Origin of the sequence: Streptomyces flavalbus (genome assembly GCF_042674625.1) — a bacterium.
GTDB classification, from domain to species: domain Bacteria; phylum Actinomycetota; class Actinomycetes; order Streptomycetales; family Streptomycetaceae; genus Streptomyces; species Streptomyces flavalbus.
Genome location: NZ_JBHTEB010000001.1, coordinates 5,537,794 through 5,551,358, shown reverse-complemented (window position 1 = coordinate 5,551,358; position 13,565 = coordinate 5,537,794). Strand labels below are relative to the sequence as shown.

10 protein-coding genes are annotated in these 13,565 nt (G+C 72.0%); 1 reads left to right on the top strand and 9 read right to left on the bottom strand.

The features are described 5' to 3' along the window. Positions 1-32: 32 nt before the first annotated feature. Positions 33-608 carry a GNAT family N-acetyltransferase gene (locus ACFQZ6_RS25060; protein WP_381612785.1) on the bottom strand — a complete coding sequence of 192 codons (576 nt, stop codon included), beginning with the start codon at positions 606-608 and terminating at the stop codon, positions 33-35. Continuing rightward, positions 583-2,823: an MMPL family transporter gene (locus tag ACFQZ6_RS25055; protein ID WP_381612783.1), complete on the bottom strand. Its 2,241-nt coding sequence runs from the start codon at positions 2,821-2,823 to the stop codon at positions 583-585. Before ACFQZ6_RS25055 ends, ACFQZ6_RS25060 begins: the two co-directional genes overlap by 26 nt. A gap of 267 nt (positions 2,824-3,090) precedes the next feature. On the opposite strand from ACFQZ6_RS25055, the gene ACFQZ6_RS25050 reads away from it, so the two are divergent. Then, positions 3,091-3,882, top strand: coding sequence for an SAM-dependent methyltransferase (locus tag ACFQZ6_RS25050; RefSeq protein WP_381612780.1), 792 nt, complete (start codon positions 3,091-3,093; stop codon positions 3,880-3,882). A gap of 87 nt (positions 3,883-3,969) precedes the next feature. Here the strand turns inward: ACFQZ6_RS25050 and gatB are convergent, their stop codons facing one another. From gatB to ACFQZ6_RS25015, 7 genes are all read right to left on the bottom strand, one after another. Beyond that, complete coding sequence (gene gatB, locus ACFQZ6_RS25045) at positions 3,970-5,484, bottom strand: Asp-tRNA(Asn)/Glu-tRNA(Gln) amidotransferase subunit GatB (protein WP_381612777.1); 1,515 nt, start codon at positions 5,482-5,484, stop codon at positions 3,970-3,972. Positions 5,485-5,500: 16 nt separating this feature from the next. Next, complete coding sequence (locus ACFQZ6_RS25040) at positions 5,501-5,740, bottom strand: hypothetical protein (RefSeq protein ID WP_381612774.1); 240 nt, start codon at positions 5,738-5,740, stop codon at positions 5,501-5,503. Then, entirely contained in the window at positions 5,737-7,236 is a 1,500-nt protein-coding gene (gatA, locus tag ACFQZ6_RS25035; RefSeq protein WP_381612771.1) for an Asp-tRNA(Asn)/Glu-tRNA(Gln) amidotransferase subunit GatA, read from the bottom strand. The genes ACFQZ6_RS25040 and gatA overlap by 4 nt, the downstream gene beginning before the upstream one ends. A 6-nt stretch (positions 7,237-7,242) precedes the next feature. After that, on the bottom strand, positions 7,243-7,539 hold the full coding sequence (gatC, locus tag ACFQZ6_RS25030; RefSeq protein ID WP_004925108.1) for an Asp-tRNA(Asn)/Glu-tRNA(Gln) amidotransferase subunit GatC: 297 nt from the start codon (positions 7,537-7,539) through the stop codon (positions 7,243-7,245). A 161-nt stretch (positions 7,540-7,700) separates the two neighbouring features. Further along, positions 7,701-10,031, bottom strand: coding sequence for a putative bifunctional diguanylate cyclase/phosphodiesterase (locus tag ACFQZ6_RS25025; RefSeq protein WP_381612768.1), 2,331 nt, complete (start codon positions 10,029-10,031; stop codon positions 7,701-7,703). A gap of 269 nt (positions 10,032-10,300) precedes the next feature. Then, on the bottom strand, positions 10,301-12,493 hold the full coding sequence (gene ligA / locus ACFQZ6_RS25020; protein ID WP_381612765.1) for an NAD-dependent DNA ligase LigA: 2,193 nt from the start codon (positions 12,491-12,493) through the stop codon (positions 10,301-10,303). 15 nt (positions 12,494-12,508) lie between these two features. After that, a complete protein-coding gene (locus tag ACFQZ6_RS25015) occupies positions 12,509-13,516 on the bottom strand; it encodes a methionine synthase (protein WP_381612762.1) in 1,008 nt (335 codons plus the stop codon). Positions 13,517-13,565: the final 49 nt, after the last annotated feature.

The following is a 13,565-nucleotide window of genomic DNA, read 5'->3' as shown; positions in this document are numbered from 1 at the left end:
CCGCACCGTACGGACGCTGTCTGAGAGGTGTCTTAATGATCGCTGTGCGCGGCACGCGCGCGTGCGTCACGCCACTCGGGCGCGAGGACGGCCCAGATCTCGTAGTCCTGGCGCCCGTCGCGCCAGGGGTAGCTCTGCCGCAGCACGCCCTCGCGGGTCATGCCGAGCCGCCGCGCGACATTGATGCTGGGCGTGTTCTCGGCGGCGGCGTGCCACGCCACGCGGTGCATCCCGCGCTCGTCGAAGGCCCAGTCGATCAGGACGCGCGACGCGCGCGTGATGAGCCCCCGCCCGGCCGCCGCGGGCTCCAGCCAGCAGCCGATCTCGCAGCAGCCGGTCGCGGCGTCGAAGGAGACGAACAGCACACCGCCGACGAGCGTGCCGTCCAGCCAGATGCCGTGGATGGAGCCGCGGTCGGCGGCGCGCTTGTCGGCGTACGCCTGGATGACCTCCCGCGCGGAGTCGACGTCGGTGGCCTTCGCCCCGAACGGGATGTGCCGGTTGATGAACTCCCGCCCCCGGTCCAGGTGGGCCAGGAACTCCTCGGCGTGCCAGGGCTCCAGCGGGCGCAGTTCGGCTCCGTCATCGCCCAGAGGTATCGCGTACATCCGCCTGCCGCTCCTTCTCGAGTACGTCCACGACGTCCGAGAGCCTCTCATGATCGGCGAGGGCGGCACGGCACTCGGGCGGCTCGATGCTGATGCGCGGCATCCGGCGGTCCAGCCAGCCCGGCAGCCACCAGTTGGCGCCGCCGAGCAGGTGCATCAGGGCGGGCACCAGCAGGGTGCGCAGTACGAAGGCGTCCAGGGCGACGGCGGCGGCGAGCGCGATGCCGAACATGGCGATCACGCGGTCCCCGCTGAGCACGAAGGCCAGGAAGACCGAGATCATGATCACGGCGGCGGAGTTGATGACCCGGCTGGTCTCGGCGAGTCCGACGCGGACCGCGCGCCGGTTGTCGCCGGTCTCCAGCCACTCCTCGTACATCCGGCTGACCAGGAAGACCTGGTAGTCCATGGAGAGCCCGAACAGCACCGACACCATGATCACGGGCAGGAACGGTTCGATGGGGCCCGCGCGGCCGAGGCCGAGCAGGTCGCTGCCCCAGCCCCACTGGAAGATCGCGACGACGACCCCGAAGGCGGCGGCGACGGCGGCGACGTTCATCGCGGCGGCCTTGAGCGGGATGCCGACCGACCGGAAGGCGAGCAGGAGCAGCAGACAGCCGAGCCCGATGACGACGCCGACGAACAGCGGCAGCTTGCCGACGATCACGTCCGCGAAGTCGTCGTAGCCCGCCGTGACGCCTCCCACGTGCAGGTCGAGCGAGGTGCCGGACTCGGCGCGCGGCAGCACATCGTCACGCAGCCGCTCGACGAGGTCGCTGGTCCGCTGCGACTGCGGCGAGGACTCCGGTACGACGGTGAGGTACGCGGTGTCGGCGCCGGAGTTGTAGACGACGGGGGTCACCGACGCCACGCCCTCGGTGGTGCGCAGGGTGCTGTCGAGGTTGTCGAGGGCGAGCCGGTCGGAGCCGCCGTGCACCTCGGTGACGAGGGTGAGTGGCCCGTTCACGCCGGGTCCGAAGCCGTCGGCGAGCAGGTCGTACGCCTGCCGGGTGGTGGAGGTCTCGGGGTTGTTGCCCTGGTCGGAGGTGCCGAGGTGGAGCGAGAGGGTGGGCAGGGCGAGCAGCGCCATGACGGCCAGCGCGAGCGCGCCGAGCTTCTTGGGGTGCCGCTCGACGAAGGCGGACCAGCGCGCGGCGAACCCCGTGGGCAGCTCCGGCTCGGGTCCGTGCTCGGCGAGGTGGCGGCGTTCGCGGCGGCTGAGCGCCCGCATCCCGATGAGGGAGAGCAGGGCGGGCAGCAGGGTCACGGAGGCCGCGACGGTGAGGACCACGGTCAGCGAGGCGGCGATGGCGACGCCGTTGAGGAAGCTCAGTCGCAGTATCAACATGCCCAGCAGGGCGATGCACACCGTCGCACCCGCGAACACCACCGCGCGTCCGGTGGTGGCGACGGCGTTGGTGACCGACTCCGTGACGCCGAGCCCGCGCTTCAGTCCGCGCCGGTGCCGGGTGACGATGAACAGGGCGTAGTCGATGCCGACGCCGAGCCCGATCAACATGCCGAGCATGGGCGCGAAGTCCGCGACGGTCATGAAGTGCCCGAGGAGCACTATCCCGGCGTAGGCCGTGCCGACGCTGACCAGCGCGGTGGCGATGGGCAGCAGGGAGGCGGCGAGCGAGCCGAAGGCGAGGAACAGCACGACGGCGGCGACGGCCACGCCGACCACCTCCGCGACGTGCCCGCCGGAGGTCTCGGTGAGCCCTATGGCGCTGCCGCCCAGCGCCACCTGGAGTCCGTCGCCGCTGGCCGCCTCGGCGGTGTCGACCAGCGCCTGCGCCCGGCCCGCGTCGACGTCCCCGGCCTGGTCGGCGAAGGTGACCGTGGCGTAGGCGGTGTGGCCGTCCGCGCTGATCTGGGCGGCGTTCTGACCCTCGTAGGGGCTGGTGACGGCGGCGATGCCGGGCAGTTCCGCGATCTCGTCGAGCGTGCGGGTCATCGTCTGTTCGACGTCGGCGGCGCGGACGGTGCCGGAGTCGGTGTGCCAGACCACGCGGTCGCTGTCGCCGCCGAGGCCGGGGAAGCCGTGCTGGAGCAGGTCGCCCGCGCGGCCGGACTCGGTGCCGGGCACCTTGTAGTCGTTGGAGTACGCCGATCCGGCGACGGAGGCGGCGGCGGTGGCCCCGCCGAAGGCGAGCAGCCACAGCAGGACGGCGACCAGTCGGTGCGTGACGCACCAGCGTGCGAGGACTGCCACGTGCCAGCTCCCAAGGTGACTCTTGTGGATCTTTGTCCGGGAACAGTCGAACAGTCGTCCATGTACTGAAAGCCCGCAAAGAACGCTTGAGCAATGCCCTGCCACTCTTGCAGTCGAAAATGATCGTTTGTGGCATTCGTGGGCCGATTCACAACAGCGGGAGGCGGTTCACAGGACAATCAGGTGAAATCTGTAGGTCAATCGAGCCGATCGGTCCCACCGCAAAAGCGGGTGCGGCGCGGCGCGGGCCCCTGTTAGCGTCCGCGCGTGTCCGACGACCTCGCGAACGACCTCACCCACCGGCTGACCCACCCCCGCTACCCCCGCAGCAACGCCTACGACGCCCGCTGGACCATCGAGAACCAGATGGGCCCGCACGCCCTGTGGCTCCTTGAGTGGCTCGCCCCGGCGCTCGGCCTGGACGCCCTGGGCCCCGGCGCCCGCGTCCTCGACCTGGGCTGCGGACGCGCGATGACCTCGGTCTTCCTGGCCCGGGAGTACGGCGTCCAGGTCACCGCCGCCGACCTGTGGATCAAGCCCGACGACAACGCCGGGCGGCTCGCCGAGGCGGGGGTCGCCGACCGGGTGCTGCCGGTCTCCGCCGAGGCCCACGAGCTGCCCTTCGGGGAGGGCACCTTCGACGCGATCGTCTCCATCGACGCCTACCAGTACTTCGGCACCGACGACCTCTACCTGCCGACGCTGACCCGGCTGCTCAGGCCGGGCGGGCGGATCGGGGTGGTCGTCCCGGCGGTGCGGGAGGAGATCGACGGCACCGAGCCGCCGGAGCCGCTGGAGCCCTTCTGGGAGCCCGCGTTCTGGTGCTTCCACTCCCCCGCCTGGTGGCGGCGGCACTGGACGCGCAGCGGCGCGGTGGAGGTCGAGGCGGCCGACTGGCTGGACGACGGCTGGCGCGACTGGCTGCTGTGGAGCGAGGTGTGCGCCGAGGAGAGTCCGAGCGAGTTCATGGCGGGCATGGCGCGGCAGTCGGCGGAGATGCTGCGCGTCGACCAGGGCGCGAACCTGGGCTTCGCGCGGGTCGTGGGACGCCGGGTCTGAACACGCAGAGGGGGCCGCCCCGACGCCGGACACTGTTGGTGCAGGGCAGTGTCCGACGCCGGTGCGGCCCCCTCGGGCGTACGGGTCTCAGCCCTCGCTGACGCCCAGCTTCTGGAGGATCAGCTCCTTCACGCGGGCCGCGTCGGCCTGGCCGCGGGTCGCCTTCATGACGGCGCCGACCAGCGCACCGGCCGCGGCCACCTTGCCGCCGCGGATCTTGTCCGCGACGCCCGGGTTCCCGGCGATGGCCTCGTCGACGGCGGCACCGAGGGCGCCCTCGTCGGAGACGACCTTCAGACCGCGCTTGTCGACGACCTCGTCCGGGGTGCCCTCACCGGCGAGGACGCCCTCGATGACCTGGCGGGCCAGCTTGTCGTTCAGGTCGCCGGAGGCCACCAGCTCGCTGACCCGGGCCACCTGCTCCGGCGTGATCGCCAGCCCCTCCAGCGTCGTACCGGACTCGTTGGCGCTGCGGGCCAGTTCACCCATCCACCACTTGCGGGCGGACGCGGCGTCGGCCCCGGCGTCGATGGTGGCGACGATCGGGTCCAGCGCACCGGCGTTCAGGATCGCCTGCATGTCGGTGCCGGAGATCCCCCACTCCTCGCGGAGCCGGTTACGGCGCACCAGCGGCAGCTCGGGCAGGCCCGCGCGGAGTTCCTCGACCCACTCGCGCGAGGGGGCCACCGGCACCAGGTCGGGCTCCGGGAAGTACCGGTAGTCCTCGGCCTCCTCCTTCACGCGGCCCGAGGTCGTCGACCCGGTGTCCTCGTGGAAGTGCCGGGTCTCCTGCACGATCGTGCCGCCCGAGGAGAGCACGGCGGCGTGCCGCTGGATCTCGAAGCGGGCCGCGCGCTCCACGGACCGCAGCGAGTTGACGTTCTTCGTCTCGGAGCGGGTGCCGAACTTCTCGGCGCCCTTCGGCATCAGCGACAGGTTCACGTCGCAGCGCATCTGGCCCATCTCCATCCGGGCCTCGGAGACGCCGAGCGCGCGGATCAGCTCGCGCAGCTCCCGCACGTACGCCCGCGCGACCTCCGGAGCGCGCTCCCCGGCACCGGTGATCGGCTTGGTGACGATCTCGATGAGCGGGATGCCCGCGCGGTTGTAGTCGAGCAGCGAGTGCGACGCGCCGTGGATGCGGCCCGTCGCGCCGCCGACGTGCGTCGACTTGCCGGTGTCCTCCTCCATGTGGGCGCGCTCGATCTCCACACGGAAGGTCTCGCCGTCCTCCAACTGCACGTCGAGGTAGCCGTCGAAGGCGATCGGCTCGTCGTACTGGGAGGTCTGGAAGTTCTTCGGCATGTCCGGATAGAAGTAGTTCTTCCGGGCGAAGCGGCACCATTCGGCGATCTCGCAGTTGAGCGCGAGGCCGATCTTGATGGCGGACTCGACGCCGGTCGCGTTGACGACGGGGAGCGCGCCGGGCAGGCCGAGGCAGACCGGACAGGTCTGGGTGTTCGGGTCGGCGCCGAGGGAGGTCGAGCAGCCGCAGAACATCTTGGTGGCGGTGCCGAGTTCGACATGGACCTCAAGGCCCATGACGGGGTCGTAGGACGCGAGCGCGTCCTCGTACGACACCAGGTCGGTCGTGGTGGTCACGGTGAAAACTTCCCTCTCAGCCCAGCAGGACGTCGTCGTCGCCCAGCCGCTTCAGCTCGCGGTAGAGAATGGCGAGGTTGGTCACGACGGCGGCGCCGGTCAGGACGGCGTCCAGCAGCCGCAGCGTGTCGCTCTCGCCCCGGGCCTTCTTGATCTGCTTGTAGACACCGACGGCGCCGAACGCCGAGGTGGCCATCGAGACGTACAGACCGGACTTGGACTTCTTGAAGTCCTTGGCCTTGTTCAGTGCACTCACAGCGACGGAGCCTCCTCCAGGAGCGGGTGCCCCCACTTTTCCACGAAGGCGGCCTCGACCGCGGCGCCGACCTTGTAGAGCCGGTCGTCCTGCATCGCGGGGGCGATGATCTGGAGGCCCACCGGCAGGTTGTCCTCCGGCGCGAGGCCGCAGGGCAGGGACATCGCGGCGTTGCCCGCCAGGTTGGTCGGGATGGTGCACAGGTCCGCGAGGTACATCGCCATCGGGTCGTCGGCGCGCTCACCGATCGGGAAGGCGGTGGTCGGCGTCGTCGGCGACACGATCACGTCGACCTGCTCGAAGGCACGCTCGAAGTCCCGCGTGATCAGCGTGCGGACCTTCTGCGCGGAGCCGTAGTAGGCGTCGTAGTAGCCGCTGGACAGCGCGTACGTGCCGAGCATGACGCGGCGCTTGACCTCGGCCCCGAACCCGGCCTCGCGGGTCAGGGAGGTGACCTCCTCGGCGGAGCGCGTGCCGTCGTCGCCGGTGCGCAGGCCGTAGCGCAGGCCGTCGAAGCGGGCCAGGTTGGAGGAGCACTCGGAGGGCGCGATCAGGTAGTACGCCGACAGCGCGAGGTCGAAGGACGGGCAGTCCAGCTCGACGATCTCGGCGCCCAGTCCCTTCAGCAGTTCGACGGACTCGTCGAAGCGCTGGATGACACCGGCCTGGTAGCCCTCGCCGCGGAACTGCTTGACCACGCCGACGCGCATCCCGGCGACGCTGCCGTTGCGGGCGGCCTCGACGACCGGCGGGACCGGGGCGTCGATGGAGGTGGAGTCCATCGGGTCGTGACCGGCGATCACCTCGTGCAGCAGCGCCGCGTCCAGGACCGTACGGGCGCACGGCCCACCCTGGTCCAGGGAGGACGAGAACGCCACCATGCCGTACCGCGACACCGCGCCGTACGTCGGCTTCACGCCGACCGTGCCGGTGACGGCGGCGGGCTGGCGGATGGAGCCACCGGTGTCGGTGCCGATGGCGAGCGGGGCCTGGTACGAGGCCAGGGCCGCGCTGGAGCCGCCGCCGGAGCCGCCGGGGATGCGGGTGAGGTCCCACGGGTTGCCGGTCGGGCCGTAGGCACTGTTCTCGGTGGAGGACCCCATGGCGAACTCGTCCATGTTGGTCTTGCCGAGGATGACGACGTCGGCGGCCTTCAGCCGCTTGGTGAGGGTGGCGTCATACGGCGGAATCCACCCCTCCAGGATCTTGGAGCCGACGGTCGTCGGGATGCCCTCGGTGGTGAAGATGTCCTTCAGGGCGAGCGGCACACCGGCCAGCGGCCCGAGCGTCTCGCCGCGCTCCCGCTTGGCGTCCACGGCGCGGGCCTGGGCGAGGGCGCCCTCGCGGTCGACGTGCAGGAAGGCGTGCACCTTCTCGTCGACGGCCTCGATCCGGGCGAGGTGGGCCTCGGTGACCTGGACCGCGGTCAGCTCGCCGGAGGCGATCTTGTCGGCGATCTCGGCCGCGGTCAGCTTGATGATGGGGTTGTCCGTCATCGTGGGTTACTCCTCCCCCAGGATCTGCGGCACCTTGAAACGCTGCTGCTCCTGGGCCGGGGCGCCGGAGAGCGCCTGCTCGGGGGTGAGCGAGGGGCGGACCTCGTCCGGGCGCATGACGTTCGTCAGCGGGAGCGGGTGCGAGGTCGGCGGTACGTCTTGGTCGGCGACCTCGCTGACGCGGGCGACCGCGCCGATGATGTCGTCCAGCTGGCCAGCGAAGTGATCGAGCTCTTCGGGCTTCAGCTCCAGACGCGCCAGCCGGGCGAGGTGGGCGACCTCCTCGCGCGTGATGCCAGGCATTCAGCGGTCCTCTGGGGTGAGTGTGAGTGGTTCGGGGCCCAATCCTATGGGGCGGGGGGCGGTGGCCGTGAAACGGATTCGACGCGCCCGCTCACGCCGACGGCGTGGGAGAGGCGTGTCCGGCCCACGGACCCGCAGCCGCCGACGTCGGTCAGCCCAGGTCACTCGTCGGTCGCCGCCGCGGGCAACGCGGCGGCGGGCCGCTGCCACCCCCGCGACCCCCGCGCCAGCAACCACGCCGTCATCTCGTCCGGCGGCATCGCGGCGGCCACCAGCCACCCCTGTACGGCGTCACACCCCAGGTCCCGCAGCCGCTCCCACGTCTCGTCGTCCTCCACGCCCTCCGCGACGACCAGCAGCCCCAGCGAGTGCGCGAGGTCGACCGTGCACCGCACGATCTCCGCGTCCTCGGTGTCCACGGCCAGCCGCGCCACGAACGACCGGTCGATCTTCAGCTCGCTCACCGGCAGCCGCCGCAGGTGCACCAGCGAGGAGTAGCCGGTGCCGAAGTCGTCCAGCGACATCTTCACGCCGTGCCCGGTGAGCCCGGCGAGGGTGTCGGCGGCCCGCTGCGGGTCCTCCAGCAGGACGTGCTCCGTGATCTCCAACTGGAGCGCGCCCGCCGGGACCCCGTGCCGGGCCAGGCGCGCGGCGACGGAGCCGGCGAAGCCGGGGGTGTGCACGTCGCGCGGGGAGACGTTCACCGCGACCGGCACGAACAGCCCCTGCGCACGCCACTTGGCGACCTGCCCGAGCGCCGTCTCCAGGACGTACTCGGTGAGGTGCTGCATCAGCCCGGAGGACTCGGCGATCGCTATGAACTCGTCCGGCGGCACCTTCCCGCGCTCCGGGTGCACCCACCGCACCAGCGCCTCAAGACCGGCCACCTTGCCGTCGAAGCGCACCTTGGGCTGGTAGTGCAGTTGCACCTCGTGCGCGTCGAGCGCCCGCCGCAGGTCGGCCAGCAGGCCGAGGCGGTCGGGGGTGTTGGAGTCGCGCTTGGACTCGTAGACCTCCACGCCCGTGCGGTCCCGCTTGGCCTGGTACATCGCCACGTCGGCGCGGCGCAACATGCCCTCGGCGTCGTCGGCGTGGTCGGGGAAGACGGCCACTCCGGCGCTGGCCTCCAGGACCAGGGTGAGCCCGTCGAGGTCGAGGGGGGAGCTGAGTTCCGCGACGAGGGCGCGGGCGATGCGGGTCGCGGACGTGGTGGAGTCGGCGACCGGCAGTAACACCGCGAACTCGTCACCGCCGAGCCGCGCGGCCTCCGCCCCGCGCGGCAGCGCGAGCCGCAGCCGGTCGGCGGTCTGGAGCAGCAGCCGGTCACCGGCGAGGTGGCCGAGGGTGTCGTTGACGGACCGGAAGCGGTCGAGGTCGATCAGCATCAGGGCGGAGCGGGCACCGATGCGTTCGGCGTCGTCCAGGGCCGTCCAGATCCGTTCGAGCAGCCACTGCCGGTTGGGCAGGCCGGTCAGCGGGTCGCGCAGTTGCTCCTCGGCGCGGGCGCGGGCCATCCACAGGGTGGAGTCGAGGGCGATGAGCGGGATGGCGAACAGCGGCAGCAGGATCGGCTTGGCGACGGCGACGACGCAGACCAGCGGCGCGATGCCGAGCAGCGCGACGGCGACCAGGCCCTGTCTGACCAGGGCGGTGCGGGCGATGGTGGGCAGTCCGCGGCTGGTGCGGGGCGCCTGGAGGTACCACAGCAGGGCGCGGGTGACCGCGAGGTAGGCGACGGCGACGAGGACGACGCCGGGGGCGGTGTAGACGGTCCAGGTGTCCGGCGGCCAGGGGCGCTCGACGGACGGCACCCGGCCGAAGGCGGCGAGGATCAGCGCGCCGACGCCGATGCCGAGGATGTCCACCGCGCCGTGCAGCACGCCCTGCCGCCAGCGGTGCCGCCTGGCGACGCCGACCAGCACGACGACGGTCAGCGAGACCATCCCGGCGGCGACCCAGCCGTACAGCAGCAGGACGGCGAGGGTGAGCGCGGCGCCGGAGCCGGTGCCGCCCCACCAGCGGGCGCGGCCGAGGGCGACGAGGTGGCCGACGATGATGCCGGTGAGGACGGCGAGGGACCAGCCGACCGTGCCGGACGGGAAGAGCGCGTGGTTGCCGGTGAAGGCCCGCAGGAACCCGGCGCCGAGCACGAAGGCGGCGGCGGCCACGACGGCGGCGGGCAGCGCGGGCCAGGACATCTGGCGGTCGGCGTCGCCGCCCGGACCGGCGCCGTGCGCGCCGCCGGGGTGCCCGGCGCCGTGGTGTCCGATGACGTGCCCGCCGAAGCCGCCGTGCACCGCGCCCACGCGGCCGGGCCCGGCGTGCCCGGGTCCGCCGTGACCGGGCCGGACGTGCCCGGGTCCGGCGTGCGGCGGCGCCGCGGCCGTACGGCCCTCCGCGCCCGTCCGCCACAGCGGGCGGCGGCCCGCACGCCACGCGCCCGCCATCCGGCGCAGCGTCGAGTCCGGCGCGGCGCTCTCGGTCGGTTCCATTCCCGTCCCTCTCACAGCCGGCGGTGCCCACGCCACGCGGCCCGATGCCCGACAACCATCCTTGGCGCCGCGTTGGAAAACCCTTTCCCGTGCCCTTCAAGGCCCTTCATGAGCACGGAGGTGCCCCAACCGCAGCGGGGCACGGCAGGCGCACACCTCAACAGTAGGCCGCAGAAGCCTTCCACGGGCAGCGGTCGACGGCGGTCGCCCGATTGCGCCCACGCCACCCTTATGCATCTGATATGCGCCGATCGGGTGGCCTTCAACCGCTACTCCTCGGCCGGAAGTGCGGCGTCCGCGGCGGCCTCCGGGCCCTGTTCGAGCAGGATGTCGAACCCGTCCTCGTCCAACACCGGAACCTTCAGCTGCATCGCCTTGTCGTATTTCGATCCGGGGTTGTCACCCACAACGACGAACGCCGTCTTCTTCGACACCGAACCGGTCACCTTGGCGCCTCTGCTCTGGAGTGCCTCCTTGGCGCCGTCCCGGGTGAAGCGCTCCAGCGTCCCGGTCACGACGACGGTGAGCCCTTCCAGCGGGCGCGGCCCCTGGTCCTCTCCGGAGCCCTCCTCCTCCATCCGGACCCCGGCCGCCCGCCACTTGCGGAGGATCTCCTGGTGCCACGGCTCGGCGAACCACTCCTTCAGCGAGGCGGCGATGATCGGCCCGACGCCCTCGGTCGCCGCCAGCTCCTCCTCGCTGGCCTGCTCGATCCGCTCCACGGAACGGAACTCCCTGGCCAGCGCCTCGGCCGCGACCGGACCGACATGACGGATCGACAGCCCGGTCAGGACCCGCGCGAGCGGGCGCTCCTTGGCCGCCGCGATGTTCTCCAGCATGGCCAGGGCGTTCTTCTTGGGCTTGCCCTCCTGGTTGGCGAAGACCGTGACGACCTTCTCCTCGCCCGTCTTCGGGTCCCGCTTGGGCAGCCCGCTGTCCTGGTCGAGGACGTACGCCTTGATGGGCAGCAGCCGCTCCACCGTGAGGTCGAACAGGTCGCCCTCGTCGGCCAGCGGCGGGGTGTCCGGCTCCAGCGGCTTGGTGAGCGCGGCGGCGGCCACGTACCCGAAGTGCTCGATATCCAGCGCCTTGCGGCCCGCGAGGTAGAACAGCCGCTCCCGAAGCTGCGCCGGGCAGGCGCGGGCGTTGGGGCAGCGCAGGTCGACGTCGCCCTCCTTCATGGCCTTCAGCGGCGTACCGCACTCGGGGCACTCGGACGGCATCACGAACTCGCGCTCGCTGCCGTCGCGCAGGTCGACCACCGGACCGAGGATCTCCGGGATGACGTCACCGGCCTTGCGCAGCACCACCGTGTCACCGATGAGGACGCCCTTGGCCTTGACGACGTCCTGGTTGTGCAGGGTGGCGAACTCCACCTCGGAGCCCGCGACGGTGACCGGCTCGACCTGCGCGTACGGCGTGACCCGGCCGGTGCGGCCGACGCCCACGCGGATGTTGACCAGCTTGGTGTTGACCTCCTCCGGCGCGTACTTGTACGCGATCGCCCAGCGCGGCGCGCGGGAGGTCGACCCGAGGCGGCCCTGGAGCCGGATCTCGTCCAGCTTGACGACCACGCCGTCGATCTCGTGGGCCACCGAGTGCCGGTTCTCGCCGTAGTGGGCGATGAACTCGCGTACGCCGTCCAGGTCGTCGACCACGCGGTTGTGCGGGGAGGTCGGCAGCCCCCACTCCTTCAGCAGGTCGTACGCCTCGGAGAGCCGGGTCAGGCCCTCGAACCCCTCCAGGGCGCCGATGCCGTGGACGACCATGTGCAGCGGCAGCGTCGCCGTGACCTTGGGGTCCTTCTGGCGCAGCGAACCCGAGGCGGAGTTGCGGGGGTTGGCGTACGGCTTCTCACCGGCCGCGACCCGGCGGGCGTTGAGGTCCTGGAAGGCCTCCATCGGGAAGTAGACCTCCCCGCGGATCTCGACGAGCCGGGGCACGCGGTCGCCGTTGAGGCGGTGCGGGATCTCCCCGATCGTCATCACGTTGGGCGTGACGTCCTCACCGGTCAGGCCGCTGCCCCGGGTGGCCGCGCGGACGAGCCTGCCGTCCTCGTAGGTCAGGTTGATGGCGAGGCCGTCGACCTTCAGCTCGCACAGCAGGTGGTAGTCGGTGCCGCCGACGTCCCGCGCCACCCGCTCGGCCCAGGCGGCGAGCCCGTCGTCGTCGAAGACGTTGTCGAGGGAGAGCATCGGCTGGCGGTGCTCGACCTCCGCGAGGTCCGTCTCGTACGCCACCGCCACCTTCTGGGTGGGCGAGTCGGGCGTGCGCAGCTCCGGGTACTCCTCCTCCAGCGCCTCCAGGGAACGCAGCAGTTCGTCGAACTCGGCGTCGCTGATGACGGGCGCGTCCTCCCCGTAGTACCGGCGGCGGTGCTCCTCCACCTCCTGGGCGAGCCGTGCGTGCCTGTCCCGCGCCTCGGCGGGCGCCGTCGTCTCCGCTTGCTTGTCCCCGGCCACCGTGTTGTCCTCCCGTTACTCAGGGTTGTCCGCGAGGGATCTCGCCGCCCGGACGCAGTGGGCGAGCGCCCGGCGGGCGTACTCGGGGGACGCGCCCGCGAGTCCGCACGCCGGGGTGACCGTGACGGCATCCGCGAGAAGACCCGGATGCAGCCCCAGCCTGCGCCAGAGCGTCCTGACACCACTGACGCTACCGGCAGGGTCTGACAATGGGCCGTCGGTGCCCGGCACCACACCGGCGAGCAGCCGGGTACCCGCTTCCACGGCCTCACCGATCACCTCGTCGTCACGCTCGGTGAGGAGCGCGAAGTCGAAGGAGACGCCCTTGACCCCGGCCCGGCGCAGCAGCGCGAACGGAACGTCCGGCGCGCACGAGTGCACCACGGTGGGCCCGTCCCCGTGCACCCCCAGCACCTCCCGCAGTCCGGCCTCCACGACCTGCCGGTCGACGGCGCGGTGCGTGCGGTAGCCGCTGGCGGTCCTCACCTGTCCGCGCAGTACGGCGGTCAGGGACGGCTCGTCGAGTTGCAGCACGACGCGTGCGCCGGGGACCCGGCGCCGTACCTCGGCCAGGTGCTCCCGGAGCCCCTCGGCGAGGGAGGCGGCGAGGTCGCGGCAGGCCCCGGCGTCGGAGAGCACGGCCTCGCCGTTGCGCAGCTCCAGCGCGGCGGCGAGCGTCCAGGGCCCCACCGCCTGCACCTTCAGCGGCCCCTCGTAGTCCTGGGTGTACTCCTCCAGGGCGTCGAGGTCCTCCCCCAGCCAGGAGCGGGCGCGCCGGGTGTCCCGCCCCGGCCGGTCCCCGAGCCGCCACCCGCTGGGCTCCACGCGCGCGTACAGCTCGACGAGCATCCCCGCGGTCCGCCCGATCATGTCGGCGCCGGGCCCGCGGGCGGGCAGCTCGGCGAGGTACGGGAAGTCCTCGAAGGACCCGGTGACGGTCTTGGCGGCCTCCCGGGCGTCCGTGCCGGGCATGGACCCGACGCCGGTGGCGGCACCGAAGCTGGTCTGGCTGTTTTCGCTCACCGGAGCAGCCTACGCAGCCCTGTCGGGCCGGTCAGCGCCCCCGGGCTGG